General features: G+C 65.8%; 26 protein-coding genes. 15 read left to right on the plus strand and 11 right to left on the minus strand.

All coding sequences use genetic code 11. From position 1 onward, the window contains the following. Positions 1-25: 25 nt before the first annotated feature. Both rpsK and rpsM read right to left on the minus strand, forming a co-directional pair. Positions 26-415: a 30S ribosomal protein S11 gene (gene rpsK / locus G7078_RS10195; protein WP_166095705.1), complete on the minus strand. Its 390-nt coding sequence runs from the start codon at positions 413-415 to the stop codon at positions 26-28. A gap of 60 nt (positions 416-475) precedes the next feature. Next, on the minus strand, positions 476-844 hold the full coding sequence (rpsM, locus tag G7078_RS10200; protein WP_166095707.1) for a 30S ribosomal protein S13: 369 nt from the start codon (positions 842-844) through the stop codon (positions 476-478). 174 nt (positions 845-1,018) lie between these two features. Here rpsM and G7078_RS10205 point away from each other — a divergent pair, with 174 nt between their 5' ends. From G7078_RS10205 to G7078_RS10240, 8 genes are all read left to right on the plus strand, one after another. Next, positions 1,019-1,945, plus strand: coding sequence for a bifunctional riboflavin kinase/FAD synthetase (locus tag G7078_RS10205; protein WP_166095709.1), 927 nt, complete (start codon positions 1,019-1,021; stop codon positions 1,943-1,945). 3 nt (positions 1,946-1,948) lie between these two features. Further along, positions 1,949-3,001 carry a glycerophosphodiester phosphodiesterase family protein gene (locus tag G7078_RS10210; RefSeq protein ID WP_166095712.1) on the plus strand — a complete coding sequence of 351 codons (1,053 nt, stop codon included), beginning with the start codon at positions 1,949-1,951 and terminating at the stop codon, positions 2,999-3,001. Between the two features lie 73 nt (positions 3,002-3,074). Continuing rightward, positions 3,075-3,488, plus strand: coding sequence for a hypothetical protein (locus tag G7078_RS10215; RefSeq protein WP_166095714.1), 414 nt, complete (start codon positions 3,075-3,077; stop codon positions 3,486-3,488). 18 nt (positions 3,489-3,506) lie between these two features. Then, the gene (locus tag G7078_RS10220; RefSeq protein WP_166095716.1) at positions 3,507-6,503 is read left to right on the plus strand and encodes an isoleucine--tRNA ligase; all 2,997 of its coding nucleotides are present in this window, start codon (positions 3,507-3,509) and stop codon (positions 6,501-6,503) included. After that, entirely contained in the window at positions 6,496-7,002 is a 507-nt protein-coding gene (lspA, locus tag G7078_RS10225) for a signal peptidase II (protein ID WP_166095719.1), read from the plus strand. Before G7078_RS10220 ends, lspA begins: the two co-directional genes overlap by 8 nt. Beyond that, positions 6,995-7,396: a DUF3035 domain-containing protein gene (locus tag G7078_RS10230; protein ID WP_166095721.1), complete on the plus strand. Its 402-nt coding sequence runs from the start codon at positions 6,995-6,997 to the stop codon at positions 7,394-7,396. Before lspA ends, G7078_RS10230 begins: the two co-directional genes overlap by 8 nt. A 24-nt stretch (positions 7,397-7,420) precedes the next feature. After that, positions 7,421-7,972: a winged helix-turn-helix domain-containing protein gene (locus tag G7078_RS10235; RefSeq protein WP_166095723.1), complete on the plus strand. Its 552-nt coding sequence runs from the start codon at positions 7,421-7,423 to the stop codon at positions 7,970-7,972. Positions 7,973-8,013: 41 nt separating this feature from the next. Beyond that, positions 8,014-8,370 (plus strand): hypothetical protein, encoded by a 357-nt coding sequence (locus G7078_RS10240; RefSeq protein WP_166095727.1) that lies wholly within the window; start codon positions 8,014-8,016, stop codon positions 8,368-8,370. Here the strand turns inward: G7078_RS10240 and sseA are convergent. Beyond that, positions 8,367-9,194, minus strand: a complete 828-nt coding sequence (sseA, locus tag G7078_RS10245; RefSeq protein WP_166095730.1) for a 3-mercaptopyruvate sulfurtransferase — start codon at positions 9,192-9,194, stop codon at positions 8,367-8,369. The two genes, G7078_RS10240 and sseA, sit on opposite strands and share 4 nt — an antisense overlap. 47 nt (positions 9,195-9,241) lie before the next feature. Between sseA and queF the strand changes: the two genes are divergently transcribed. Then, positions 9,242-9,688 carry a preQ(1) synthase gene (gene queF, locus G7078_RS10250; RefSeq protein WP_166095733.1) on the plus strand — a complete coding sequence of 149 codons (447 nt, stop codon included), beginning with the start codon at positions 9,242-9,244 and terminating at the stop codon, positions 9,686-9,688. Here queF and G7078_RS10255 read toward each other — a convergent pair. The 5 genes from G7078_RS10255 to hflK all read right to left on the minus strand — a co-directional run bounded on the left by G7078_RS10255 (position 9,685) and on the right by hflK (position 15,772). Continuing rightward, the gene (locus G7078_RS10255) at positions 9,685-11,706 is read right to left on the minus strand and encodes an OPT family oligopeptide transporter (RefSeq protein WP_166095736.1); all 2,022 of its coding nucleotides are present in this window, start codon (positions 11,704-11,706) and stop codon (positions 9,685-9,687) included. The genes queF and G7078_RS10255 overlap by 4 nt on opposite strands. A 20-nt stretch (positions 11,707-11,726) precedes the next feature. Next, on the minus strand, positions 11,727-12,128 hold the full coding sequence (locus G7078_RS10260; protein ID WP_166095738.1) for a nuclear transport factor 2 family protein: 402 nt from the start codon (positions 12,126-12,128) through the stop codon (positions 11,727-11,729). A gap of 92 nt (positions 12,129-12,220) precedes the next feature. Continuing rightward, positions 12,221-13,762, minus strand: coding sequence for a Do family serine endopeptidase (locus G7078_RS10265; RefSeq protein ID WP_246166366.1), 1,542 nt, complete (start codon positions 13,760-13,762; stop codon positions 12,221-12,223). Positions 13,763-13,838: 76 nt separating this feature from the next. Beyond that, entirely contained in the window at positions 13,839-14,702 is an 864-nt protein-coding gene (hflC, locus tag G7078_RS10270) for a protease modulator HflC (protein WP_166095740.1), read from the minus strand. Continuing rightward, positions 14,699-15,772 (minus strand): FtsH protease activity modulator HflK, encoded by a 1,074-nt coding sequence (hflK, locus tag G7078_RS10275; protein ID WP_166095743.1) that lies wholly within the window; start codon positions 15,770-15,772, stop codon positions 14,699-14,701. The genes hflC and hflK overlap by 4 nt, the downstream gene beginning before the upstream one ends. A 75-nt stretch (positions 15,773-15,847) precedes the next feature. Between hflK and G7078_RS10280 the strand changes: the two genes are divergently transcribed. Continuing rightward, on the plus strand, positions 15,848-16,804 hold the full coding sequence (locus tag G7078_RS10280; protein ID WP_166095745.1) for an Mrp/NBP35 family ATP-binding protein: 957 nt from the start codon (positions 15,848-15,850) through the stop codon (positions 16,802-16,804). Positions 16,805-16,834: 30 nt separating this feature from the next. Next, positions 16,835-17,272 (plus strand): CoA-binding protein, encoded by a 438-nt coding sequence (locus G7078_RS10285; protein WP_166095747.1) that lies wholly within the window; start codon positions 16,835-16,837, stop codon positions 17,270-17,272. Here the strand turns inward: G7078_RS10285 and G7078_RS10290 are convergent. Continuing rightward, on the minus strand, positions 17,269-18,615 hold the full coding sequence (locus tag G7078_RS10290; protein WP_166095749.1) for a TldD/PmbA family protein: 1,347 nt from the start codon (positions 18,613-18,615) through the stop codon (positions 17,269-17,271). The genes G7078_RS10285 and G7078_RS10290 overlap by 4 nt on opposite strands. 9 nt (positions 18,616-18,624) lie before the next feature. After that, a complete protein-coding gene (gene ubiA, locus G7078_RS10295; RefSeq protein WP_166095751.1) occupies positions 18,625-19,539 on the minus strand; it encodes a 4-hydroxybenzoate octaprenyltransferase in 915 nt (304 codons plus the stop codon). Positions 19,540-19,890: 351 nt separating this feature from the next. On the opposite strand from ubiA, the gene G7078_RS10300 reads away from it, so the two are divergent. The 3 genes from G7078_RS10300 to pip all read left to right on the plus strand — a co-directional run bounded on the left by G7078_RS10300 (position 19,891) and on the right by pip (position 23,040). Next, positions 19,891-20,628: a 16S rRNA (uracil(1498)-N(3))-methyltransferase gene (locus tag G7078_RS10300; protein ID WP_166095753.1), complete on the plus strand. Its 738-nt coding sequence runs from the start codon at positions 19,891-19,893 to the stop codon at positions 20,626-20,628. A gap of 70 nt (positions 20,629-20,698) precedes the next feature. Continuing rightward, positions 20,699-22,069 carry a glutamate--cysteine ligase gene (locus G7078_RS10305; RefSeq protein WP_166095755.1) on the plus strand — a complete coding sequence of 457 codons (1,371 nt, stop codon included), beginning with the start codon at positions 20,699-20,701 and terminating at the stop codon, positions 22,067-22,069. A 5-nt stretch (positions 22,070-22,074) separates the two neighbouring features. Then, on the plus strand, positions 22,075-23,040 hold the full coding sequence (gene pip / locus G7078_RS10310; RefSeq protein ID WP_166096344.1) for a prolyl aminopeptidase: 966 nt from the start codon (positions 22,075-22,077) through the stop codon (positions 23,038-23,040). Here the strand turns inward: pip and G7078_RS10315 are convergent, their stop codons facing one another. Then, on the minus strand, positions 23,041-25,233 hold the full coding sequence (locus G7078_RS10315; RefSeq protein ID WP_166095757.1) for a penicillin acylase family protein: 2,193 nt from the start codon (positions 25,231-25,233) through the stop codon (positions 23,041-23,043). Positions 25,234-25,347: 114 nt separating this feature from the next. On the opposite strand from G7078_RS10315, the gene G7078_RS10320 reads away from it, so the two are divergent. Next, the gene (locus tag G7078_RS10320; protein ID WP_166095760.1) at positions 25,348-26,205 is read left to right on the plus strand and encodes an ATP-grasp fold amidoligase family protein; all 858 of its coding nucleotides are present in this window, start codon (positions 25,348-25,350) and stop codon (positions 26,203-26,205) included.

The raw sequence follows: 26,205 nt of genomic DNA on the forward strand, positions 1-26,205 counted from the left end.
CCCCGCGGGCGGGGACCGGTACCGCTTAGACCCGGCGACGCTTCGACGGGCGAACGCCGTTGTGCGGGATCGGCGTGACGTCGCGGATCGAAGTGATGGTGAACCCCACGGCCTGCAACGCGCGGAGCGCGCTTTCGCGGCCCGAGCCAGGGCCCTTCACTTCGACTTCCAGCGTGCGGACGCCATGTTCGGCGGCCTTCTTGCCTGCGTCCTCGGCGGCGACCTGCGCCGCGTAAGGAGTCGACTTGCGGCTGCCTTTAAAGCCCATCGTCCCGGCGCTCGACCAGGCAATCGCATTGCCCTGCGCATCGGTGATGGTGATCATCGTGTTGTTGAAGCTGGCGTTCACGTGGGCGACGCCGGCGGTGATGTTCTTGCGCTCGCGGCGGCGAAGGCGCTGGGCTGGTTGAGCCATTTGAAATTCCTACGATCTAAGCTGCTGAAATGCGTGCGAAGAGAAGAAGCGGTCGAGCGCTTACTTCTTTTTGCCCGCGATCGGCTTTGCCTTGCCCTTGCGAGTGCGCGCATTGGTGTGCGTGCGCTGCCCGCGGACCGGCAAGCCGCGACGGTGACGAAGCCCGCGATAGCAGGCCAGGTCCATCAGCCGCTTGATGTTCATCGCCGTTTCGCGGCGAAGGTCGCCTTCCACCGTGTGGTTGGCGTCGATCGCTTCGCGCAAGTGCAGAACTTCCTGATCGGTCAGGTCCTGGACCCGCCGTTCGGGAGCGATCTTCAGCTTGTCGGCAATCTGCTTGGCGGTCGTCCGCCCGATGCCGTGGATGTAGGTCAGCGCGATTTCGACGCGCTTGTTCGACGGGATATTGACGCCGGCGATACGTGCCATTCTCGATCCTTCTGTAGCTCCACGGGCGTGGATTCGCCCATCTCTTCGCTAGGGACCCGCTTCAAACGAAAAACCGACGCGCGCACGAATGCGCCGCCGGAAACCGGTTGATCGGGATAGGGTTCAGATAGGTGCGTGGACGGGCCGAGTCAAGCTGACTAGAGCGCGTGGCGCATGCAGCGGCTGACCTCTTCCCAACCGATACCACAAGCCCTTCGCGGAAGCATCCTCGCGCTCGGCAATTTCGACGGCTTTCACCTCGGCCACCAAGCGGTGGTCAACCGCGCGATCGCCCGCGGCTTCCACGAGCGGCGGCCGGTCGTTGTCGCAACTTTCGACCCCCACCCCGTCCGCTTCTTCAAGCCGGACGTCCCACCCTTTCGACTGACGACGCTGGACCAGCGCGAGCGCCTGTTCGGCCACGCCGGGGCCGACGCGATGCTGGTGTTCGACTTCGACGCCGCCCTTGCCGCCACCAGCGCGGAAGACTTTATCGCCGAAATCCTGGCCGATCGGTTCGGCGCCGCCGGCGTCGTCACCGGCACCGATTTCACCTTCGGGCGCGGGCGCGGCGGCAATGCGCAGGTGCTGCGCGACGTCGGCGCCAGCCACGGCATCCTCGCCGAGGCCGTCGCGCCGGTGCTGCTCAACGGCGAGCCCGTTTCATCGAGCCGGATCCGCGACGCGCTTGCGAATGCCGACATGGCCACCGCCACGCACTTGCTGACCCGCCCGTTCGCCATCGAGGGCGTGGTCGAACATGGCGACTCGCGCGGCCGCCAACTCGGCTATCCGACCGCCAATATGTCGCTCGGCCCCTACCAGCGCCCGGCCTACGGCATCTACGCGGTGCGCGCGCGGCTCGACGACGGCAGCGAACATGCGGGCGTCGCCAGCCTGGGTGTCCGCCCGACCTTCGCGCCGCCGACGGAACTACTCGAAACCTTCATCTTCGACTGGAGCGGCAACCTGTACGGCCGGACGGTCGAGATCGACCTAATTGCGTTCATCCGTCCGGAAGCTAAGTTCGAAAGCGCCGAATCCTTGGTCGAGCAAATGCGTGACGATGAAGCGCAGGCGCGAGCAATCCTGGGGGAATAAAGCGTGTTGCGTTGGCTGAAACTTGCAGCGTTCGCGCTGGCGATCCTCTTGCTCGTGCTCACCTTCATCAACGCCAGCTGGCTGGCGAGCGCGCAGCGCGGCCAGGTGCGCCTCATAGCCCACCGCGGAGTCGCCCAGCTTTACGATCATAAGGGCGTCGGCCGCGACTCGTGCACCGCCACCCGGATCGAACAGCCAGTCCACGACTACCTCGAGAACACGACTCGTTCGTTGGCGGCTGCGCCCAATCTTGGCGCGGACATGGTCGAGATCGACATTGCGCCGACCGCTGACGGCAAGATCGCCGTCTTCCACGACTGGACTCTCGATTGCCGGACCAACGGCAAGGGCAATATCCGCGACGCGACGATGGCGCAGCTTCAAGCGCTCGACCCCGGCCATGGCTACACCGCCGACGGCGGCAAGACCTTCCCGTTCCGCGGCCAGCAGAAGGACCGCATCCCGACACTGGAACAGGCGCTGGCAGCGGCCCCCAAGACGCCCATCATGTTCAATTTCAAGAGCAAGGATGCTGGTGAGGCCGACCTGCTGGCGGCGGCGCTGCGTGCCAATGGCCGCGCGGTCGAAGCGATCGGCGATGGCTTCTACGGGGCGCCCGGCCCGGTCGAGCGGATCAAGCACCATTTCCCGAAGGCCTGGGCGTGGAGCAAGGAAAGCGCCGGGGCCTGCACCAAGCAATATCTGGTCCAGGGCTGGCTCACCATCGTTCCGGAAAGCTGCCGCAACGGCACGCTGATCGTGCCGCTCAATTACCAGTGGGCGTTCGCCGGCTGGCCCGACCGGACGCTCGCGCGGATGAAGGACGTCGGCGCCCACGTGCTTCTGGTTGGGCCCCGCGGCAAGGACCGTCCGATGGGCCTGACCCTTCCTGAACAGCTCGGCGACATTCCCAACAGCTTCAAAGGCCATGTCTGGGTCGAGGACATCTGGACCGTCGGCCCGGCGCTCAAGCCCAAGTGGGATTTCCGCTCCAACCCGCAGCGCGACGCGGCCGAGGCTGGGCTTGAACGGCGGCGGAAGCACACTTCCGACTGACGCGCCGATCGCGATTGCGGCCCGCCGGCGCCAATGGCACAAGCCGCTGCAGGCGGTTTCAGGAGGCAGGTCGATGGATGAGCAGCAGGATGGCGTGTCCGCCGACCTTCCCTACGAGCTTCAGTCCAAGATGTTCGACCAGCTGGCGGGCATGAGCATCGCCGCCGCCGGCCTCACGGTGACCCTGATTTCAAGCATCCTCCAGCGCGCACCCGGAATCATCTGGATGGCCGTCGTCGAGTTCGGGCTGGCCGCCTTCATCGCGCTGAGTGGCAACATCACGATGATTGAGGCGATCTTCACCAAGCGTCCGTCGCTCAAGCGGAGCAAGGTCATCACCATGGTCGTGCTGCTGCTGATGGGCATGGGCACCGGGACGCTGGCGATGAGCGTATATCTGGAAAGCCGCAACGACCGTTTGGTCGCCCCAAGCGCGGCCAAGGCCGCGGCCTCGACGCCCGCCGCAGGTTTGCATTCGGACCGCTGACCGCTAGAGGCCGCGCCAATGGCCGACAGCCCCAAAGACCTTGGCGTAAAACCCGACTACCGCCCAACAGTCTTCCTGCCCAAGACCGACTTTCCGATGAAGGCCGGCCTGCCGCAGAAGGAGCCGGCGATCCTTGCCCGATGGCAGGAAGCGGATCTGTACCGCCAAGTGCGCGAGAGCCGTCGCGGCCGCGAGAAGTTCATCCTCCACGACGGCCCGCCTTACGCCAACGGCGACATCCATATCGGCCACGCGCTCAACCACATCCTCAAGGACATGGTGGTGCGCACCCAGACCCTGCTGGGCAAGGACGCGCCATACGTGCCCGGCTGGGACTGCCACGGCCTGCCGATCGAGTGGAAGGTCGAGGAGCAGTACCGCAAGAAGAAGCTCAACAAGGATGAGGTGCCGGTCACCGAATTCCGCGCCGAATGCCGCGCCTATGCCCAACATTGGGTGGACGTTCAGCGCGAGCAGCTGAAGCGCCTCGGCATCGGCGGCGACTGGGACCATCCCTACCTGACGATGAACTTCGACGCGGAAGCGACCATCGTTTCCGAGCTGATGAAGTTCGCGGAGTCAGGCCAGCTCTATCGCGGCGCCAAGCCGGTGATGTGGAGCCCGGTCGAGAAGACCGCGCTGGCCGAAGCCGAGATTGAGTATGAGGACATCGTCTCCACGCAGATCGATGTCGCGTTTGAGATCGTCGAGAGCCCCATTCCCGAGCTGGTCGGCGCCCATGCGGTGGTGTGGACGACCACGCCGTGGACGATCCCGGTCAACCAGGCGATCGCTTACGGGCCGGAGGTCGAGTACGTATTGGTGACGACCCTCGTTGAAGCGGAAGGTGCGCCCGAAGAGTGGACGCCTCCCGCCGGTAGCGAAAGCCACTATTCAACTAAAACATCGAAAGAAGCGGTTGGGCGTGCCGAACAATTAATGGACGCCATGTATGGCGAGACCCGCTATCTGATCGCAAAGGCACTCGTGCCTGCAGTCGAGGGACGGCTGACTGCAGCTCTCTCGAGTATCGATGTCTCGGATATGGGCGCGACGAGGCTAAAGATGCAGCTTCCGGCGCTTGCTGAATTCAAAGGCTCGGACCTCGCCGGTACCATCGCCCGTCACCCGATGCGCCAGCTCGGCGGCTTCTTCACCAAGCCGCGCCCGTTCCTTCCTGGCGACTTCGTCACCACCGACACCGGCACCGGCCTCGTCCACATGGCGCCCGACCATGGCGAGGACGATTTCGACCTGTGCAAGGCAAACGGTATCGACCCCGTCTTCGCGGTCGAAGGTGACGGCAAGTTTCGCGAGGATTGGGCTTGGCTCGGCGGCCAGGGCTCGGTCATCAACAACAAGTTCAACGCGCCCGACGGGCCGATCTGCTCGGACCTGCGTGAGGCCGGCGCCTTGCTTGCGGCCAGCGAGTTCAAGCACAGCTACCCCCACTCGTGGCGGTCGAAGGCCAAGGTCATCTACCGCTGCACGCCGCAATGGTTCATCGCCATGGATCGCCCGTTGCCGGCCGAGCATTGCGAGACGTTCGCTGAAAAGCGCTGGGACAATGAAGGCGGCGCGCTCGGCCACGGCCCGACGCTGCGCCAACTGGCGACGCGCGCCATCGCCGACACCCGCTGGGTGCCCGAGAAGGGCCGCAACCGCATTTCGTCGATGGTCGAGGGCCGTCCTGACTGGGTGATCAGCCGCCAGCGCGCCTGGGGCGTGCCCATTGCCTTGTTCGTCGAGCGGCAGAGCGGCCAGCCCTTGGTCGACGTCGACGTCAACCACCGCATCGTCGAGGCGATCAGGCGTGACGGCGTCGATGCCTGGTCGGACGACAATGCCGCCCACTTCCTCGGCCCCAACCGCGACCCCGAAGATTTCGAGCGGGTCGGCGACATCCTCGACGTCTGGTTCGACAGCGGCTGCACTCACGTGTTCACGCTCGAAAGCGGCCGCTGGCCCGACCTTCGTTGGCCCGCCGACCTCTACCTCGAAGGCTCCGACCAGCACCGCGGCTGGTTCCAGTCGTCGCTCTTGGAAAGCTGCGGCACCCGCGGCCGCGCGCCCTACGGCACGGTGCTGACCCACGGCTTCACGATGGATTCCAAGGGCATGAAAATGTCCAAGAGCCTGGGCAACACGATCAGCCCGCTCGACCTTATCCGCGATAGCGGCGCCGACATCTTGCGGCTTTGGGCGCTCTCGGTCGACTTCACCGAGGACCATCGCATCGGCAAGGAAATCCTCGCCGGCGTCGCCGACCAGTATCGCAAGCTGCGCAATACCTTCCGCTATCTCTTGGGCGCGCTTGAAGGCTTCAGCGATGAGGAGCGGCTGGACGATGCCGCGAAGTGGCCGGAACTGGAGCGCTACATGCTCGACAAGCTTTTCCGGCTGGACGTCACCCTGCACACAGCCATCAAAGACTATGATTTCAATGAGTACGTTCGCTCGCTGACCGACTTCTGCAGCGAAGACCTCAGCGCTTTCTACTTCGATATCCGCAAGGACAGCCTGTACTGCGATGCGTCCTCGAGTTGGAAGCGGCGTGCTTACCGAACGATGCTGGACATCTTCTTCGAACGCCTGATTCGCTACGCAGCGCCAGTCCTCGTTTTCACGGCGGAGGAAGTTTGGAAGACTCGCTTCCCCGAGGCTGACAGCGTCCATCTATTGGAGTTGGACGAAGCACCGAACACATGGATGGACCCGGAACTCGCTACTCGGATTGATCTTCTGCGGCTTCTTCGAGCTGACGTCACCGAAGCCATCGAGCCGTTCCGGCGCGACAAGGTGGTCGGCTCCAGCCTCGAAGCGGAAGTGACCGTGCCGAGCGCGGAAGATCCCGCCTTCTTGCAGGAGTTGTTCATCACATCGACAGTGCACGAAGGTGAATGGAGCGTCGTGAAGACGAAGAACCACAAGTGCGGCCGCTGCTGGCGCCACCTTCCGGAAGTGTCCGAGGATGGCGACCTGTGCGGGCGCTGCGAGGAGGTCGTGAATGCGTAACGCCAGGGCCGGCCTGATCGTCGCCGCCTTCGTCTTCATCGCCGACCAGCTGACCAAGTGGCTGGTGCTGGGCCCGCTCAACCTGCGCGAAGTGCAGCAGGTCTACCTGCTGCCTTTCTTCAACCTGACCTACACCGAGAACAACGGCATCTCGCTCGGCCTGTTCAACGCGACGACCGAGACTGGCCGCTGGATGCTGGTGGCGATGACCGCCGCCATCGCGATTGGTGTCGCGGTGTGGATGGCGAAGGAGAAGGTCCGGGCCGACCAGGCGGCTCTCGGCATGATCCTGGGCGGTGCGCTCGGCAACATCCTCGACCGGGCCCGCCACGGGTATGTCGTCGACTTCGCCGACCTGCACTTCGGGGCCTTCCGCCCGTTTTTGGTCTTCAATGTCAGCGACGCTGCCATTACCATCGGCGTCGTGATATTGCTGCTCCGCGCATTTCTGGTGCGGGACGAAAAAGTGAGTTCAAAGGAGTCCGTTGAGAATGCGTAAGAGCCTGATTCTGGTGCTGATGCCCGCAATTGCGCTTGGCGGTTGCGCGCTTGGCCGAAAGGCCGCGACTCCGGACGAATTCGCCGTCGCACGCAATGCGCCGCTGGTCATCCCGCCCGATTATTCGCTGACCCCGCCGATCGCCGGCACCGTCACCGCTTCGCCGCAGGATGCGCAGCGCCAGGCGATCGAAGCGCTCTTTGGCGGTCCGGCACCGCGCAGCCGGTCCGAAACCAGCCTTCTCGAACAGGCTGGCCGCGACCGTGCCGCGCTCGGCGTCCGCTCGACCGTCGGCGACCCCGACACCAACGTCATCGATTTCGGGGCCGTGACCCAGCAGCTACTCGTGGCGCCGGACAGCAACACGCAGATCGCATCCGCTCAGATACCTTGAATTTGAATCGGGGGCCGAACACCGATGGCTGAAGAAAGCCTGACCACTCGCCTGGTCGAGATCGAGGCGATGCTCGACCGCTCTCGCCGCCGCTTCGAAGAAGGCTCGCGCCTGGTCGAGGAGGCCCACCGGGCGCTCGGCGAACTTCAGCAGCAGCTGATCGGGAGCCCCGACAGCGGCGATCCCGAAGACAGCGACCAGACGGCTTCGCGGCTGCTGGCCTCGATCAAGCAGCAGGGCGGCGACATGCCGGAATCGCTGTGCGGCGGCCGCCTGGCGGTCGACCAGGTCCAACGGCTGATCCGGATCGACAGCCATCCGATCGGGATCACCGAAATGGAATATCGCGTGCTCGAGCTGCTGGCTTACGCGCGCAACAATGTCGTCACCCGCGCGATGCTGTTGAAGCATCTCTATCGCCGCGCCGACGACCAGCCGCAGCCCAAGATTATCGACGTCTTCATTTCCAAGCTGCGCAAGAAATTGCGGAGCGCCTCGGGCGGCGCCGAATTCATCGAAACGATCCCCCAGCGCGGCTGGATCCTGCGCGACATCGGACCGGACTCGGGCGCTTAGGATTCATCATTTCTTAGCCATCGTGGGCCGACAAGCGCACGATGCTGAACCTGCTTCCCGACACCGCCTTCCAGCCGTCCCCCGAGCCGGCACCCGAACCGGTGCTTCGGCTCGCCAGCCTGCACAACGCCCTGCGCGCGGTCGATGACTTCGGCGGCGGTCCGGCGTCCGACTTCGATGTCGATGCGGGTGCCCAAGGCTGGCAGCGGGCAAGCGCACCGGCAAGGCGCTGCTTCGACCGGCGTTCGGCGACGCTCGTTGGCGTCGCCTCGGCGGGGTTGGAAGCGATTTCGGCCCACCGGGAAAGCAGCGGCGCGATTAACCCGGCGGCAATCGATGCCCTTGCCGAGGAACTCCGCGCCGGGCTTGAGGGCCTCGAAGCGCTGCTCGTCCGCTAGGCCGGGCCGAGCACCTTGGGGGTTGCCGGGTCGGCGCCCCATTCGCCCCAGCTGCCGTCGTACAGCCGCGCCGAATCGTTGCCGAGCATATGCGCCGCGAAAATCAGCGAATTGGCGGTAACCCCTGATCCGCACGTGGCCACGAACGGCTGCTTGGGATCGACGCCCACTTCGTCGAACAACCGCCGAAGGTCTTCGAGCGAGCGGAACGTGCCGTCCTCGTTGTAGACCGCGGCGTAAGGCAGGTTGCGCGCGCCCGGCATGTGTCCAGCGGCAACGCCCGGGCGAGGGTCGGCCTCGCTGCCTTCAAACCGCGCCTTGCCCCTGGCATCGAGGATCGCGCCGGCGCCCAGCACCGCGTCCTTGGCAACGACATCGCCGCCGGTGGCCTTGGCGTCGAACAGCGCGTGGCGCGGAGTAGGCTCGCCGCTTTTCACCGGCCGCCTCTCCGCCAGCCACTTCTGCAACCCGCCGTCCAGGATCGCGACCCGGCGAGCGCCGAAATGCCGAAGCATGAACCAGCCCCGCGCCGCCGTGCGAAGCGGCGAGGCATCGTAGACGACAATGCGGTCATCGCGGCCAACGCCGAGCCGTTCCATCGCGCGGCCAAAGCTGGCGGCGTCGGGCAACATGTGCGGCGCAGGCTTCGACTGGTCCGACAGCGCATCGATATCCAGGAAGCGCGCGCCCGGTATGTGGGCCTGCCGATATTCGTCACTGCCGCTGCGGCCGCTCGCCGGCATGTGCCAACTGGCGTCGACCACCGCCAGGTCGGGATCGCCAAGGTGATCCGCCAGCCAATCGGTCGTCACGAGCGAGTCCATCGTGGCAGGATAGGCTTGGCGCCGCGGTCCTGCTAGTGGCGCGCGCCATGGACACCCGGCATCTTGGCCAGACCAGCACCCTTCCCGCTTCACCCGAAGCGGCGGCTCTCGACTACGTTCCCAATCCGCGCCCCGGCTCGCTTTACCTCGTGCGGTTCGCGGCGCCGGAATTCACCTCGCTATGCCCGGTCACCGGCCAGCCGGATTTCGCGCACATCGTCATCGATTATGCGCCCGGCGACACGATCGTCGAGAGCAAGAGCCTGAAGCTGTTCCTGGGCAGCTTCCGCAACCATTGCGGCTTTCACGAGGACGTCACCGTCGGCATCGGCCAGCGGTTGGTCGACGAAATGAAGCCGCAGTGGCTACGCATCGGCGGCTATTGGTACCCGCGCGGCGGAATCCCGATCGACGTATTCTGGCAAAGCGGCCCACCGCCGGCCGGGCTATGGCTGCCCGACCAGGGTGTCGCGCCCTACCGGGGCCGGGGCTAGCGGAAGTTGGCTTCCGGCGGCAGCATTGGCTCCGCCTCTGCCGACAGCGGTTCGGCCGCTTGCTTGCAGGTGCGCCAGTAAAGCACCGCCACGATTGCGGCGAACAGCAGGATGCCGACCGGGCGTTGCCAGCCCACGGCTTCCGTCACCGCCAGAGCGTCGGGGTTGTCGGCACCGGCGACGATGGCTGCGTAAGCGACGTTGAACAGGCTGTCGCCGACGATCAGTCCGGTCGCGCCGAGCACGCCCATCCGGCTGGCAAAGCCGGGATCGGCCTGCCGCTTCGCCCATCGCTCGTACATATGGCCGATGATGGCGCCGACGACGATCAGCCCGGTGACTCCGACCGGAAGATAGATGCCCATGCCCACGGCAAGCGGCGGCAACGAGGCCTTGCTGGTCCGGCGAAGACCCTCGTCGGCAACCACGGCGGCAACGCCAATCACGGCGCCGAGCCCGATCAGGTTCCAGTCCAATGTCCCGCCGAGCACGCCCTGCGCGATCGCCGAGATCAGCGCGGCCTGCGGTGCCGCCAGCGCGTCTGGACCGGCGCCGGGCGTTCCGACGAAGCCGAAGGTCGAGTTCAGCAGGCTCAACACCGGCGGGATCACCGCGGCGCCGAAGAGCACGCCGAGCACCAGCGACAGTTGCTGCCGCCAGGGCGTCGCCCCGACCAGTTGGCCGGTCTTCAGGTCTTGCAGGTTGTCGTTCGAAATCGTGGCCACGCCGAACACGATCGCGGTCACGAACAGCGCGAAGGCGACCAAGGCCTTGGTCGCATCGGCATCGGCACTCGGGAACAGCAGCGCTAGCAGCAATGAAATGCCGAGGACCGACAGGATGCCGACGCCGGAAATCGGGCTGTTCGACGCGCCGATCAGGCCGGCCATGTAGCCGCACACCGCCGCGATCACGATGCCCGCGATGAGCACGTAGATGATGCTGACGATGAGCGTCGCCGCGGGGTTGGCCGCGATCGGATCGGTGCTTGCGAACGCGGCGAGCAGCAGGCCGATCGGCAGCATCGACAGCAGGATTACTGACCCGACGATGGTGATCGGAATGTCGCGCTCCGTCAGCGGCAGCGATTCGTTGCCGCCGCTGCGCCGAGTTCGGTTGGCGGCGAGCGCGCCGACGATCCCGCGGGCGATCGGCCCAATCACTTTCAGCAGCGTCCAGATGGCTGCAACGCCGATTGCTCCGGCGCCGACGAAGCGGACGTTCTGGGTGAAAGCGGTGCCGACGAAATCGGCCAGCTCGACCCCGGCCGGCGGTCCGCCGGCGGTGTAGATCGGCAGCAGGATGATGAAGCCGATGATGATTCCGACCAGCATCGCCAGCCCGACGGCCAGGCCGACGAGATGACCAACGCCGATGTAAGCCAGCGATAACCCGGTCGAGAGCGTGGTCGCGCCGGTGCCCAGCTTGAACGTGGCGGTCGCTTCCTCGGCGACCAGCTTCATCTTCGCCAATAGCGGATAGCCCGCGCCGACGACCGACCCGAAAATCATCGCCGACAGGCCGCGCTTATTCTCCTCGGCACCGCCGACCCCCGCGCCGACCTTAAGCACTTCCGCAGCGGCGACGCCTTCCGGGTACGGAAGGTCGGATTCGGTAACCAGCGCCCGGCGCAGCGGCACCGAATACATCACGCCCAGGATACCGCCGATGGCGATCACCGCGACCGACAACCAATACGGGAAGCCGGTCCACCAGCCGACCATGACCAGCCCGGGCAAGACGAAGACGATCGCCGCCAGCGTGCCTGCGGAAGAGGCGATGGTCTGGACGATATTGTTTTCCTGGATCGTCGGATCGCGGAAGAATTTGAGGACCGCCATCGAGATCACCGCCGCCGGGATAGACGTCGCGAAGGTCAGCCCGGCGCGAAGCCCAAGATAGACGTTGGCCGCGGTGAACAGCACGGTGATGATCGCGCCCAGGATGACGCCGCGGATCGTCAGTTCCTTCACGCCGCGCCCCTGCGGAATCGTCGCCGTTTCGCTTGCAGTCGCCATCACCGTTCCCCCGATTTATGTCAGTCGGCCGCCTTGTTCTCGCTGCTTGGCAGCGGGCTCGAATGGCGGCGTACCACTTGCCACCTCCCATCCGCACAGACCCACACGTCCGTCAGCAGCACGCAATCGCGGATCGGCTTGCCCAGATATTTGACGCACCAGTCTGCTTCGACCGTGCCGACCATCGTATCGCCGAATTTCACCGCCTCCTTGACGGTAAGGTCGATCCCGACCAGCTCGCGCTTCTGGACTGCGTCCAGCCATTCGTCGCGGCCCATGGTGAAGGCGCCGGTGGCGCGCGAACCGATCAGCGTGAATTCGGGATGCATCAGCGAGCGAAGGCGCCGGATATCTTTCGCGCACAACGCGTCGCGCCATTCGCGCTCAAGCGCTTCGACCAGCTTGCGCTGTTCAGCGGGCACGCGGACCGCGGTGGCTTAGGTTTTGGTGCATCCGGCGCGCACCCTCGCCAATCGCAATCGGCGACGCAAGCACAAGATGACCGGGTTCAGCGCTAGCTGGGAATTTCGATCCCGACGAACGCCTCAGGCAAGCTGCCGCGCTTGACCAGTAGCAGGACGCTGCCACGTCCCGACTGCCGGGCCGCGGCGACCGCGGTTGCCACTTGCGCCGGCTGAGTCACTGCCTGTCGATTGATCGAAACGATCACGTCGCCGCGCTGCAAGCCCTTATCGGCGGCATCGCTCGCCGGATCGACCGCGGTGATGACGACACCGCGCGCATCGCTCGGAAGGTTCAGCGCCCGCGCGATCTCCGCGCTCAGCGGTGCCAGCGACAGACCCAGGCTTCGGCTCGGCGCTGCTCCCGGCGTGCCGGGCGTGGCTTGAGGGCCGGTTGCACCCGTCGCGTCCGCGCTCGTCTCCGGCGGCCTTGAGCCAACCGTCACGGTCAGCCGCATCGGCTTGCCATCGCGGATGATGTCGATCGGCACGCGCGATCCGACCGGTGTGTTGGCGATTATGAAAGTGACTGTGTCGTCCGGGTTCACGTCGCGCCCGTTGATGCGCACGATGACATCGCCTTGCTGGATTCCAGCAGCCGCGGCGGCGCGGCCAGGCTGGACCGATCGGACGATTTCGCCGCGGTCCTTGGGAATGCCAAGCGATGGCGCCAAGTCTTCATCCACCGGCTGCAGGCCAACGCCGAGATAGCCCCGTTGCGGTCGTTCGCCGCGACGCAAGGCTTCGATCACCGGCCGCGCCAGTTCGGCGGGAATAGCAAGGCCAATGCCAAGGTTGGTCCCGGTTGGCGAAATCAGGGCCGAATTGATGCCGATGACGTTGCCGGCAAGGTCGAACAAGGGACCGCCCGAATTGCCGACGTTGATGGCCGCATCGGTCTGGATGTAGCGGTCGTAAGCAGGCGACGCGTCGATTGCGCCGGTCACGCGATGCACTGCCGAAATGATGCCGGCCGTCACCGAGCCGCCGAAGCCGTAAGGGTTACCGATCGCAAGTACCCAGTCGCCGACCCGGGCATGCGTGCTGTCGCCCCAGTTGACGAACGGCAGGTTGCCCGCGTCGATCTTGAGCAATGCCAGGTCCGCAAGTTGGTCGCGGCCGATAATCCGAGCGGAGTATTCTTTGCGGTTGGTCAGCGTGACCGTGACGGCGACCGCCGAATCGGCGCCGGCGGCGCCGCGGATCAAATGGTCGTTGGTGACGATGTAGCCGTCGGAGGAGATGATGAAGCCGGAACCGACCGATCCGGTCTCCCGGGTGCGCGGCGTGCCCTGTTGCGGCTGCTGCGGGATTGGCGCTCCAAACTGGCGGAACAGTTCTTCCAGCGGGTCCGCCTGCTGCTGGCGGACGGCGACGCGCTGTTTGGTCGCGATGTTGACCACCGCCGGCTGCAACCGCGCTGCCAATTGCGCGAACGACATGGGCGCGCCCGCGGGCGGCATGACCACCGGGGTATTCTGCGCGACCTGCGCTCCAACCGGGCCGCCAGCGAGCGAAAAAGCGGTCCCGCCAAGAAGCAAAGCTGCCGCGACACCATAGGCATAACGCACTGTTCCGGACTCCTTCGACTTCATCGACACCTCTTCATGGGGATCGCGGAAGATTATCCGCGAACCTTGAACGCCTCACGATCGACCGAAGTGCCCATGCTCAACGACTCCGGCCAGTAAATTCCCGCAAATAGTCGTTTTGAGGCGACAAAATGATGTTCGTTTCGGCCGGCTTGTTGTTTTCGTCGCCGACGAACGTCGCCTCGTAGGACTGCATCGCGCGATAGAAATCGTAGAATTGCGGGTCGCGGCCGAAGCTTGCGGCATAGGTCTTGGCTGCATCGGCGTCGGCTTGCGCGCGAATGATCTGCGCCTGCTTGCCGCCTTCTGCCCGGATCGAACGCGCTTCCTGTTCGCGCGCGCTGCGCATCTGCTCATAGGCGGAACGCAAGGGCGTGCCGTCGGGCAGGTCCGCCTTCTTGATCCGGACGTCGATGACCTGCGCGCCATATTGCTGGGCGACGATGTCGAGCCGCTTGCGCACATTTTCCATGATGCCCTGCCGCTCGGGCGACAGGAGCGCCGCGAACGGCACCTTGCCAAGCTCGTTGCGAACTTCGGAGCCAAGGATCGGGCGAAGCGCCGCCGCGAGGTTCGATTCGCTTCGGGCCGTGATGTACATCCGCAGCGGATTGACGATCCGGTAGCGGGCAAAGGCATCGACCTCGAGCCGGCGCTGATCGGTCGACAGGACCGGCTGGCGCTCCATGTCCACGTCGAGCACACGCTTGTCGATCCAGACGATGTTTTCCACGAATGGAATCCGCCAGGAAATGCCGGCCCCGGCCGAACCGATCGGCTGGTTGGGCCGCCACTGGTTGAGGATTCGCTCCGGCTTGCCGAACCGCACCACGACCGCCTGCTTCGTCTCGGGCACGATCGGGAAGGCGGTCGCCAGCACGCCGAGCAGGAGCAAGGCGAGGACGGCGCTCATCAGCGGGCGGCGCTTGACCAGCTCGATCATTGTGCGGCTCCCGGATTGGGCGCGGGCTGGGCCTTGACCGCCGGCAGCGGCAGGTACGGCACGACCCCGGTCTGCGACTCCACGATCGTTTTCGGGACCTTGCTCAGCACGCGCTCCATGGTCTCGTAGTACATTCGGCGGCGCGTGACTTCGGGCGACAGTTTGTACTGCTCGTACACCTTGTCGAACGCCGTCGCCTCGCCCTGGGCCTTGGCGGTGAGCTGCTGCGCATAAGCGTTGGCCGCGTTGCGATAGCGTTGTGCATCCTGCTGCGCCGCCGACACGTCCTTGAACGCGTCATTGACCGCCTGCGGGGGATCGGCCTGCTTGATCGCGATGCCGCGAATGGTCACGCCGGCATGATATTGGTTGAGGATCTGCTGCATCACCTGCGCGACCTGCCCCTCGATGTCGCTGCGCTTGTCGCCGATCGCCTCGTCCAGGGTCACCCGGCTGACGACCGCGCGCATCGCGCTTTCCGCCACCTGCCGAATGGTCTCCTGCGGCCGGGCCAGTTCGAACAGGTAGAGCTCCGGCTGGCTGATGCTCCAGCGCACGGAATAAGCGATATCGATGATGTTCTGGTCGCCGGTCAGCATCAGGTCTTCCGAATTGGCGGACCCCAGGTCCACGATCCGGATGTTCTCGACGTCCACTTTCTGCACGTCGTGGATCGGCCACGGCAGTGTCAGCCCGACGCCGGGTCCGAGCGTATAAGCATAGCGACCGAATTGCGTGACGACGCCGCGTTCCGAAGGCGCGATCACGTGCATGCTGGACAGGACCAGCCAAAGCGCCGCCACGGCGGCAAGACCCCAGCCGATCAGCGATCCGTCCGGCCTGCCGGGAAGGCCGCCGCCGCCAAACCGAGCGCGGCCGCGGCGAAGGAAATCGTCAAGCGAGGAGCGATTGGGGTCGCCAGGAACAGGGCGTGGGCCCTTGGCGGACTGTCCCCATGGGCTGCGCGGCGGCTCCTCGCCGGAATCGCCGGGTTCGGCCGATCCCCATGGACCCTTGTTGTCGTTAAACAGGCCGCGGATCGATCCGCCCCACCCCGAAATCATGCTCATGGACATGACTATAGGAAGCGGGCGGCGTGAAAAACAGTGGCAAGCGCAGTGCGACCCCCTATCTGCCGGCCAGCAATGGACGAAGCCCTCAAGCCGCTGGACCAAAGTCTGCATGGGCCGCGCATCCGCTCGCGCAAGCGGGTTGGCGGAACGTTGACGATCGTCGCCGACGCCACCGGCCTCCCGCCCGCTGACCGGTCCACGATGGAAGCCGAGTTGCGAGCGCTTGGCGGCAGCTTGCCCGGCATCACCGAAGTTCGAATTGCGCTGACCGCCTCCCAGCCGCAGCGCAAGCTGATCGCAATCGCCAGTGGCAAAGGCGGGGTCGGCAAGTCGACTCTGACGACCAACCTGGCGGTCGCGCTTGCACGCATGGGCAAGAAGGTCGGTGTGATCGACGCCGACGTTTACGGCCCGTCGCAGACGCAATTGCTCGGGACTCAGGAAAAGCCGACCGCGGACGACAAGAAGCTGAATCCCGTCGCTGCGCACGGGGTGAAGTTCTTGTCGCTTGGCCAGCTGGTTTCGCCCGGCCACGCGCTTGCCTGGCGCGGCCCGATGGCGGCGGGCGCCCTCGCCCAGCTCGTCGAAGGCAATTGGGAAGATACCGAACTGCTGCTCGTCGATTTGCCGCCCGGCACTGGCGACGTGCAGTTGTCGCTGATCCAGAAATCGCGCCCCGACGGCGCGGTCATCGTTTCAACGCCGCAGGCGCTGGCCCTGATCGACGCGACCCGGGCGATCGACCTGTTCGGGAAGACCTCCGTCCCGGTGCTTGGGATGGTCGAGAACATGGCTGGCTACGTCTGCCCGCACTGCGGCGAGGAATCGCATCCCTTCGGTAGCGGCGGTGCGGAGGCGGCGGCGGCGGAACTCGGCATAGATTTCCTCGGCCGGCTGCCGCTGATGCCGTCGGTTCGCGAAGCCTCCGACGCAGGGACGCCGTTGGCCGGCGCCGACGGCCCGGAGGGCCGCGCCTTCGCCGACCTTGCGCACAAGTTACTCGACCGGCTGGAAACCGCGCCGGCGTAAGAGTGTTCGGTCATCACAGGAGCCAAGCCGATGCCGCTGACCACCGATGCCGAAATCGCCGAGCTGCTGGGCAGCGCCCGTACCATTGCGCTGGTCGGCGCGTCCGATCGCCCCGACCGCCCTTCCTTCGGCGTGATGAAGTTCCTGCAGGACCACGGCTATCGCGTGATCCCGGTCAACCCGCAGATCACCGGCGAGCATGTCCACGGCGAGTTCGTCTGGCGCGAGCTGACGCAGATCGGGGTGCCGATCGACATCGTCGACATCTTCCGCCGGCCGCAAGCCGCGGGCGAAGCGGTCGACCAGGCAATCGCCATCGGCGCCAAGGCGGTGTGGATGCAGATCGGCGTGATCAACGAAGAAGCCGCCGCCCGAGCCGAGGCGGCGGGATTGAAGGTGGTGATGGACCGTTGCCCGAAAATCGACATCCCGCGACTGCGGCTGCCGCGAATCGAGCAGGACGCCTAGGCCGCCGCCACCATCATTTGCGGCACCAGGACGGTCGGCGCATCGACGCCGCGACGGAATTCCAGGTCCGACCCAGGCTCCAGCGTCGCGAACATCTCGATCAGGTTTGCAGCGATGGTGATTTCCTGCACCGCCGGCCCGATTTCCCCGCCGCTAACGATAAATCCCGCCGCGCCACGGCTGTAATCGCCGGTGACGCCGTTGACCCCCATGCCGATCAGCTCGGTCACCAGCAGCGCGTGCGGGAACGCGGCAAGCAGCTGCTCGCGGCTGCGCTTGCCGGCCGCCATGTAGAAATTGCTCGGACTGGCACTCGGGCTGCCGCCGACGCCGCGCGCCGCATGCCCCGTCGGCGCGATCCCCAATTGCCGCGCCGCCGCGCTGTCGGCAAGCCAGGTCTGGAGCACGCCGTCGGCAATGATCTCCTGCCGCGCGACGCCGACGCCTTCGCCGTCGAACGGGCGGGAGCGGAGGCCTCGGCGACGCAACGGATCGTCGACGATCGACACCCCCGGCGCGAAGACCAGGCTCCCCAGCTTGTCCTGGAGAAAACTCGATTTGCGCGCGATCGACGCGCCGTTGATCGCTCCCGCGAGGTGGCCAAGCAGGCTCGACGCGACCCGGGGATCGAACAGCACCGGCATAGGCCCGGACTCGATCCGCCCCGGATTGAGACGCGCAACCGCGCGCTCGCCCGCCTTGCGCCCAAGGTCGTCCGGCGCTTCGAGATCGTCGAGGTGGCGGGCGCTGTGCCAGGCGCTGTCCCGCTGCATCCCGCCGCCTTCACCGGCGACGACCCCGGCCGAGCAACTGAACCCGCTGGTTCGGTATCCGCCGACGAACCCGCCCGATGTTGCAAGCGCGATGCCGGAGCTCGAAGCGGAAGCAGATGCCCCTGTGGAATTGGTCACGCCCGCAACCCCAAGCGCCGCTTCCTCGGCCGCCAGCGCCCGCGCTCGCAGGTCCGACGGTTCCGGCTCGACCGCGTCAAAGGCTTCGAGATCGGCGAATGGTCCGCGCGCCAGCAACGCCTCCAGCGCCAGGCCCGCGAACGGGTCTTCCGGCGCTTCCGCGGCCATTGCGAGGGCCCGCCGGACCAGTTCATCGAGGCTTTCGCGCGACAGTTCGGACGAGGACACGGTGGCCGATTTCTGCCCGATGAAGACGCGCAAGCCGACTTCCTGGTCCTCCGAACGGCTGACTCCCTCAAGCTCGCGCAGCCTGACCTCGACGCTGCTCGAGGTGCCGCCGGCATAGATCGCATCGGCGGCGTCGGCGCCGCTGGCGGTGGAGTGTTCGACCAGGCGCTGGACGAGGGCTTGCGCGTCGCTGACTGAAAGCATCGCCGCCGACTAGCGGCTCGACAGGCCGACGACCAGCATCGCGAGGAAAACGAACAGGCCGCACAGGCGGTTCGAGCGGAATAGCGCAAGCGCGCCCTCGCCGTCCTTCGGATCGGCCCGCAGCGCCTGGTTGGCGAGGTGCAGTGCCGCCGGGAGCAACGCCAGCAACGCCACCCAGTCCGGCCGCACCAGCCACACCGCCGCGCCCCACAACATCAGCGCCATCGCGTAGAACACTGCCACGCCGGCCGCCGCCCTGTCCCCGAGCCTGCGGGCGCTGCTTTTCACGCCGACCAGGGCGTCGTCCTCGATATCCTGGATGGCGTAGAGCGTGTCGTAGCCGACCACCCACGCCACGCTGCCGAGCCACAAGAGAAGCACCGGCCAATCCAGGCTGCCCGTCACGGCCGGCCACCCGACCAGCGCGCCCCAGCCGAACACTAGCCCCAACCACGCCTGCGGCCACCAGGTAATCCGCTTCATGAAGGGATAAGCCAGCACCGGCGCGATGCTTGCGAGCGCGACCAGTGCAGCGGTGAAGTTGAGCTGGAGCAGCACCAGCAGGCCGATTGCGCAAAGCCCGGCAACCAGCACCCAGGCCGACGGCAACGACACCCGCCCGCTCGCTAGCGGCCGAAGCCGCGTTCGCTCCACCTGCCGGTCCAAATCGCGGTCGACAATGTCGTTATAGACGCAGCCGGCGCTCCGCATCGCGAAAGCGCCGGGCGCTAGCCACAGCAACAGGTCCCATCGCCCGTCCACACCGGCCAGCGCCACGCTCCATGCGCACGGCCAGTAAAGCAGCCAGGTCCCAATGGGCCGGTCGAGCCGCATCAGCGAAGCGAACGGACGCAGCCGCGGCGGCAGCGCGCCGATCAGCCCGCGCCGTTCGCTGTCCGGGACGATGTCGGTGTTGCTGCTCACGCCGCGCTGGTTAGCGTCTCATCCGTTCTGTTGCTAATGTCCGCTCTCGACCCATTCCTGCCATTAGCCGACTGAGCTATACCAGCCGCTGATGGAACCACCTTGGCTTAAGTATCCTGACATTCCGTCTGGCGCGATTGGCTGGAGGATGGGTGCGGGCGAGGACTACTACGACAAGTTCTATCGCTGGTTCTCCGCCTTACCTGCCGGCGAACAGGACACTTACTCCGGGTTAAACGAGCCGCCGTCTGAATGGCGCGACCTTTACGCGACTATCAGAGCGCACCCTTGGACGTAGTGTCCGCTTTCCACCCATAGCGAACATTAGCCGCGCCCGCTAAGCGCGTCTCTATGCCCGCAACACCCGCCTGGCCGCCGAAGGGCCTCCCGCGCCTATTCGTTCGGCAGCCGCTGGCCGAGGGCGCGAGCATCGAACTGGATCGCGACCAGGCCAACTATCTCGGCAACGTCATGCGCCTTGGCGAAGGCGCGGAGCTACTGCTGTTCGACGGTGCTTCCGGCGAATGGCTCGCCCGCGTCGCCGAGGCCGGAAAGAAGCGGATGACGCTTGCCGTCGAGCGCCAGACCCAGGCGCCCGAAACGATTCCCGATGTCTGGCTCGCCTTCGCGCCGGTAAAGCGGACCCAGACCGATTGGCTGGTGGAGAAGGCGACCGAGCTTGGCGCCGCGCGGCTGATCCCGGTGGTCACGCAGCGCACGAACGTTGACCGGGTGAAACTGGAGCGGCTGCAATCGATCTCCATCGAAGCGGCGGAGCAATGCGGTCGAACCGTACTGCCGAAGATCGACGAGCCGGTGCCGCTCAAGCTGTTCCTGCAAGACAGCGGGCGCCGCCTTTACTTCGCCGACGAAAATGGCGGGGAGCCCGCGGTGTCCAGCTTCATGCCCGGGCCGGCGACCATCCTGACCGGTCCCGAAGGCGGCTTCACCGATGACGAACGCCAACTGATCCGCGCCCGGCCAAATGCCGTCGCAATCTCGCTCGGCCCGCGCATCCTTCGGGCCGAGACGGCAGCGCTCGCCGCCTTGGCTTCGTACATGGCCGTTGCCGGCGACTGGCGCGGATAAGGCCGGCTGTTCGGTTCATAAACGAAACCTGCTGGCGCGCCTGCAAACGCGCCGCTAGGGCGCGCAGACGATGACGACGCGGACCGATGAGAGCGAAAGCCCGCTGATCGAGGGCCGCGACGACCTGCTTAAGGTCTTTTCCGGCGGTGCGAAGCCGCGCGAAAGCTGGCGCATCGGTACCGAGCACGAGAAATTCGTCTATCGCACCGCCGATTTCCGAGCCCCGTCCTACGACGAGCCCGGCGGCATCCGCGACCTGCTGATGGGCATGACCGAATTCGGCTGGTCGCCGGTGATTGAGAACGGCAACGTCATCGCCCTGTCCGGGCCCGATGGCACGATCAGCCTGGAACCCGCTGGGCAGCTCGAGCTTTCCGGCGCGGCGCTGACCGACCTGCACGAAACCTGCGCCGAAGCCGGCCGCCATCTCAAGCAGGCAAAGGCCATCGGCGAGCGCCTCGGCGTCGGCTTCCTTGGCCTCGGCATGTGGCCCGACAAAACCCGGGCCGAACTGCCGATCATGCCCAAGGGCCGCTACGCGATCATGCTCAACTACATGCCGAAGGTCGGCAGCCTCGGCCTCGACATGATGCTCCGCACCTGCACGATCCAGGTGAACCTCGACTATTCCAGCGAAGCCGACATGGTCGCCAAGTTCCGCGTCGGCCTGGCCCTGCAGCCGGTGGCGACAGCGCTGTTCGCCAACTCGCCGCTGACCGAAGGCAAGCCCAACGGTTACCTCAGCTTCCGCAGCCATATCTGGGAAGACACCGACCCCGATCGCACCGGCATGCTGCCGTTCGTGTTCGAAGAGGGCTTCGGGTACGAACGCTATCTCGACTACGCGCTCGATGTGCCGATGTACTTCGTCTACCGCGACGGGAAGTACATCGACGTCGCCGGCGAGAGTTTTCGCGCCTTCCTCGACGGCAAATTGCCGCAGCTTCCGGGCGAGAAGCCGCGATTGACCGATTTCACCGATCACCTCTCCACCGCCTTTCCCGAAGTGCGGCTGAAGAGCTTCCTCGAAATGCGCGGCGCGGACGGCGGCCGCTGGGGCAAGATTTGTGCGCTGCCCGCGCTGTGGGTGGGCCTGCTGTACGACGACCAAGCGCTTGGTGCGGCGTGGGAGCTGGCGAAGCACTGGTCGATCGAAGAGCGCGAACAGTTGCGCCACGACGTGCCCAAGCTCGGGCTGCGCACGCCGGTCCCGGGCGGTGGGACGATGTTGGAACTCGCGCGCCAAGTTGTCGCAATCGCGTCCCAGGGTTTGAACCGGCGCGCCCGCGTCAATTCCGCCGGAGACAATGAAAGCGGGTTCCTCGATCCGCTGCACGATATCGTCGCCACCGGCCAATCGCCCGCCGACCGCCTGCTCGACCGATTCAACGGCGAATGGCAAGGCGACGTGCGCCGGATTTACCAGGAGCTGAGCTTCTAATGGACATGCAGACCCAGCAGCGCCGCGGCCTCTACCCGGAATTCGAGCCGTACGAGACCGGGATGCTCGACGTCGGCGACGGCCACAGCCTGTATTGGGAGCTTAGCGGAAATCCCGACGGCAAGCCCGTCGTCTTCCTCCACGGCGGTCCCGGTGGCGGCTCCTCGCCATCGCATCGCCGCCAATTCAACCCGGGAAAGTACAAGATCCTCGTCTTCGACCAGCGCGGCTGCGGCAAGTCGAAGCCCTTCGCGAGCTTGGAGAACAACACCACCTGGGACCTGATCGACGACATCGAGAAGCTGCGCACACGGGTCGCAAAGGTCGACAAGTGGATGGTGTTCGGCGGTAGCTGGGGCTCGACCCTCGCGCTCGCTTACGCCCAGACCTATCCCGACCGGGTCACCGAACTGGTGCTGCGCGGCATCTTCCTGTTCCAGCAATATGAACTCGACTGGCTTTATGCCGAGGGCGGCGCCAGCTCGATCTACCCCGACGGCTGGGACGAATTCGTCGCGCCGATCCCGCAAGAAGAACGCGCCGACCTGCTCCAGGCCTATCGCAAGCGGCTCACCAGCGACGACAAGCAGACTCAAATTGCCGCTGCCCAAGCGTTCAGCCGCTGGGAGGGCCGGACCGTCACGCTGCTCCCCAGCCCAGCCGTGATGGAAGAGTTCACCGAAAGCGACAAGGCGATCTCGATCGCGCGGATCGAGAACCATTACATGATCAACAAGGGCTGGCTGGACGAAGGCCAGCTGCTGCGCGGCGCCGACAAGATCCGGCACATTCCCGGCATCATCGTTCAGGGCCGCCACGACAGCTGCACCCCGCCCCGCGCCGCCTGGGCGCTGAAGCGGGCATGGCCGGAGGTTGACCTTCAGATCGTCCCCGACGGCGGCCACCTCTACAACGAGCCCGGCATCCTCGACGGACTGGTGCGGGCAACGGACCGCTTCGCCGACGCCTAGCTATTCGCCCGGGCGGTACACCCGCTCGCTATGGCCCTTCAGCTGGTCCGGGTAGAAATAGACCTCGCGCAGGTTGCCGCTCGCGTAGCGTTCGGCCTGGTCGTTGAAGTGCGGTGATTTCGGGTCGCCGCTCACGCCCCCGGCAGTCACCGCCCGGGCCCGTACCCGATTGCCGAATTCGACCACCGCAACGAAGCTGTTGCCACCGTTCCCGTACCAGCGCTTGCTCCCCTTGCGCGGTGCCGACCCGACCGATGCCAGCGAGCCATAAATGCCCGACGCAAACGGGATCGGGATGCTGGGTGCGGCGTCGCTGAACGGATGGTCGATCGCCGGCGATATCCGCTGGAAGCGGTTGATCTCGCCCCACGGCGTCCGCCAGCTGCCAAATTCCTTCGTTAGCCGCTCGACCGCTGCCTGCAGCGCTTCGAGCTTCTGCGTGGGCGTCGTATCACGCGTGATCCGCATCGAGGTGACGTTGGTCGGTTCGGCCATGGGAATGCTGAGCTTTCTAACCAGCGCGTTGGCCCAGAACATCGCCACTGATTGCGCCACGGAGCCCGCGCCCCAGCGATAGTTCCAGGTGCGAAGGGCCTGCACCGGCCCGGCAAGCTCCGCGCGCCGCGGGTCGGTCCGCGCCAGGCCATCATAAGCCGCGGCGAGCGCCGGGATCATTGCAGCGAAACCGGGCTGGTAGCTGTCGAACGCCGCCGCCTGCAGCTTGCCCAGCGTCCAGCCCTTGCTTCCCTGCAGCAGCTGCAGCGCATGCAGCCCGCGGAAGTTCTCGCCGTCGACATCCATATATTTGGGGAAACGGCGCTGGTCAGGACTGTCCGGCCCGGCGGCGCGATAGGGCCAGGTGTTCGTGTTCTGCACCCACCCGACCGGCGGCCGCATTGCTGCCGGCAATTCGGCCAGGGGATGCAGCCCCCGCCAGGCCGTTGCCGGATCGCTGCCATCCACCGGCTTGGTGTAATCGAAGCGATCGTCGCGGATCGGCACGAATTGCGGGTGCAGATAAGCGACGGCGCCCTTCCGGTCGGCAAAGATCGTATCGTTTGAACTGTTCGCCTGCCGCGCCGCCACCGCGAGGAAGGAATCGAGGTCGCGGGTCTTGGTCCGCAGGAACGACTGCTCGAGCGCAAGCACCGGCTTGTCCATCATCGCAAAGGCGATCCAGCGCCCCTGGTCGTCGCTTCGCACGATCGGGCCCTGATGCGTGGCGAAGGTGGTGAAGCTGCGCTGCGCCATCGTGCCGTCGCCTGCGCGATAGCGGATTGTCACCGGCTGCTGCTGCATCCGCCGCCAGCTGTTTCCGTAACGGTACCGTGGCCCGATTTCGGGCTGTTCGACCTGCACTGCAAATTCGTCGACGCTGTCCACGCCGCTCGACGTGTGCATCCAGCCGGCGTTCTGGTTGAACCCCTGGTAGATGAAAAACTGGCCCCAGGTCGCAGCGCCATAGACGTTGAGTCCCTCGCCGCTGGTCACCTGCTGCTCGGAGCGGAAGAAGAAGCTGGTGTGCGGGTTGATCAGCAGCAGCGCGTTGCCGCCAAGCGTCAGTTTCGGTGCAATCGCGATTCCGTTCGACCCGGCGGGCTCGGGCAGCCGCTCTGCATTCGGCACGGCCGCAAGCGCGGCGCCGGCGCCGTATCCGGGGTTCCGCCGCACCGAGTAGAACCGCTCAAGGTCTTTCAGGTCGATGCGTTCGATGTCGCCGCCGATGCTGCCTTCCGTAAACGAAAGCGCCATCCATGGTTCGAAGCGGGTCAGCACCTTGGGCGTCACGCGCGGGTGCGTGGCAAGGTAGTAGTTGAGACCGTCCGCCCACGCGTCCATCAGCCGCTTGAGCCAGTCGGGGCTTCGGCCATAGTCGGCGCGAAGCTTCTCTTCACTGACATAGAGCCGTGCGCGAAGATCCTTCCAGATCGCCTTTTCGCCTTCGGCTTCGGCGGTCCGGCCGAGCGCGGTCAGATAATTCGCTTCAATGCGCGGAAAATCGTCTTCCGCCTGCGCATAGATCATCCCGAACACGGCGTCCGCATCGGTGCGGCCCTTGATGTGGGCGATCCCCCAGTCATCCCGCGTAATCGTCACGCGCGCCGCTTGAGCCTGCCATCGGTCACGCTCGGCCGGAGCAGCAGCAGGAGCGGCGGTGGTGAAAAGGGTGAGGATGAGGAGGAATGCGCGCATTCGCCGACCCTACGCGCGGCAAGAGGTTTTGCAAAAGCCGCTGATCGTTCGACAAATCGCATGGCCTTTGGGCGGGGTTCGGAACGAAGGCACCACTCGATACGCTAGAGCGCAATGGGACTGCCCTTCGACCCGCCGACCGCCGTCGGCAGCAGCCCGTTTCGGATCCAGTTGACCTATTGGTGGCGCCATCACCGTCTGGCCCGGCTAGCGCAGCCGCGGCTGTTCACGGAGTGGGTGCAGCATCGCAAGCTGTACGACCGCGATCCCCGCCTGCCGCGACTTGCCGACAAGCTGCATGCCAAGGATTTCGTTGCCGACCAGCTCGGCCCCGACTGGGTGACCCCGACCTTGTGGCGGGGCGTCACTTTGCCCGCCGAGCCGGCGTGGGAGTTCCCCTATGTGGTCAAATCCCGGCACGGTTGCGGCCACACCATCGTCGTCCACGACCTAGCGGGTCACAAGCAAGCCGTGCGCCAGTCACGACGCTGGATGCGGCGAAGCTATGGCGGATGGCTCGACGAATGGCTTTACGGTCAGATCGAACGCGGCTTGCTGGTGGAGCCGTTCATCGGCGAGGCGCCGACCCTGCCGGTCGATTACAAGGTGTTCGTCTTCGGCGGCGAGGCCCGCTTCGTGCAGGTGCATCTCGACCGCGCGGGACGGCACCGCTGGATCGTCCTCGATCGCCAGTGGCAGCGTGTTTCCGAGGCCAGCAGCGATCCGGACCCTGCGCCGCCTGCCGAGCTTTCGGTGATGCTTCGCGCGGCCGAGCGCCTTGGCGCTGGCTTCTGCTTCGTTCGCGCGGACTTCTACCAGGTCGACGGCAAGGCGCGCTTCGGCGAGATGACCTTTTACCCCGGCAGCGGCTTGGAGCCGGTCCAGCCGTCGCGGCTGGACTTGCAGATGGGGCTATTATGGGCCGCGGCCCTGCCGGCGTGGCTGGAACCGGCATCGCGGATGGTCGCTTGA

This window comes from Sphingomonas sinipercae (assembly GCF_011302055.1).
Lineage (GTDB): Bacteria > Pseudomonadota > Alphaproteobacteria > Sphingomonadales > Sphingomonadaceae > Sphingomicrobium > Sphingomicrobium sinipercae.

Excerpts from the sequence above, each read along its gene's own strand:
- G7078_RS10235 (WP_166095723.1), top strand. The coding sequence starts at position 7,421 with ATGGCTGAAGAAAGCCTGACCACTCGCCTGGTCGAGATCGAGGCGATG.
- queF (WP_166095733.1), top strand. The coding sequence starts at position 9,242 with ATGGACACCCGGCATCTTGGCCAGACCAGCACCCTTCCCGCTTCACCC.
- G7078_RS10255 (WP_166095736.1), bottom strand. The coding sequence starts at position 11,706 with ATGGCGACTGCAAGCGAAACGGCGACGATTCCGCAGGGGCGCGGCGTG.
- G7078_RS10215 (WP_166095714.1), top strand. The coding sequence starts at position 3,075 with ATGGATGAGCAGCAGGATGGCGTGTCCGCCGACCTTCCCTACGAGCTT.
- lspA (WP_166095719.1), top strand. The coding sequence starts at position 6,496 with ATGCGTAACGCCAGGGCCGGCCTGATCGTCGCCGCCTTCGTCTTCATC.
- G7078_RS10285 (WP_166095747.1), top strand. The coding sequence starts at position 16,835 with ATGCCGCTGACCACCGATGCCGAAATCGCCGAGCTGCTGGGCAGCGCC.
- rpsM (WP_166095707.1), bottom strand. The coding sequence starts at position 844 with ATGGCACGTATCGCCGGCGTCAATATCCCGTCGAACAAGCGCGTCGAA.
- sseA (WP_166095730.1), bottom strand. The coding sequence starts at position 9,194 with ATGGACTCGCTCGTGACGACCGATTGGCTGGCGGATCACCTTGGCGAT.
- G7078_RS10290 (WP_166095749.1), bottom strand. The coding sequence starts at position 18,615 with ATGCTTTCAGTCAGCGACGCGCAAGCCCTCGTCCAGCGCCTGGTCGAA.
- hflC (WP_166095740.1), bottom strand. The coding sequence starts at position 14,702 with ATGATCGAGCTGGTCAAGCGCCGCCCGCTGATGAGCGCCGTCCTCGCC.
- G7078_RS10230 (WP_166095721.1), top strand. The coding sequence starts at position 6,995 with ATGCGTAAGAGCCTGATTCTGGTGCTGATGCCCGCAATTGCGCTTGGC.
- hflK (WP_166095743.1), bottom strand. The coding sequence starts at position 15,772 with ATGAGCATGATTTCGGGGTGGGGCGGATCGATCCGCGGCCTGTTTAAC.
- G7078_RS10305 (WP_166095755.1), top strand. The coding sequence starts at position 20,699 with ATGACGACGCGGACCGATGAGAGCGAAAGCCCGCTGATCGAGGGCCGC.
- G7078_RS10300 (WP_166095753.1), top strand. The coding sequence starts at position 19,891 with ATGCCCGCAACACCCGCCTGGCCGCCGAAGGGCCTCCCGCGCCTATTC.
- G7078_RS10265 (WP_246166366.1), bottom strand. The coding sequence starts at position 13,762 with ATGAAGTCGAAGGAGTCCGGAACAGTGCGTTATGCCTATGGTGTCGCG.
- rpsK (WP_166095705.1), bottom strand. The coding sequence starts at position 415 with ATGGCTCAACCAGCCCAGCGCCTTCGCCGCCGCGAGCGCAAGAACATC.
- G7078_RS10280 (WP_166095745.1), top strand. The coding sequence starts at position 15,848 with ATGGACGAAGCCCTCAAGCCGCTGGACCAAAGTCTGCATGGGCCGCGC.
- G7078_RS10240 (WP_166095727.1), top strand. The coding sequence starts at position 8,014 with ATGCTGAACCTGCTTCCCGACACCGCCTTCCAGCCGTCCCCCGAGCCG.
- G7078_RS10205 (WP_166095709.1), top strand. The coding sequence starts at position 1,019 with ATGCAGCGGCTGACCTCTTCCCAACCGATACCACAAGCCCTTCGCGGA.
- G7078_RS10315 (WP_166095757.1), bottom strand. The coding sequence starts at position 25,233 with ATGCGCGCATTCCTCCTCATCCTCACCCTTTTCACCACCGCCGCTCCT.
- pip (WP_166096344.1), top strand. The coding sequence starts at position 22,075 with ATGCAGACCCAGCAGCGCCGCGGCCTCTACCCGGAATTCGAGCCGTAC.
- G7078_RS10220 (WP_166095716.1), top strand. The coding sequence starts at position 3,507 with ATGGCCGACAGCCCCAAAGACCTTGGCGTAAAACCCGACTACCGCCCA.
- G7078_RS10320 (WP_166095760.1), top strand. The coding sequence starts at position 25,348 with ATGGGACTGCCCTTCGACCCGCCGACCGCCGTCGGCAGCAGCCCGTTT.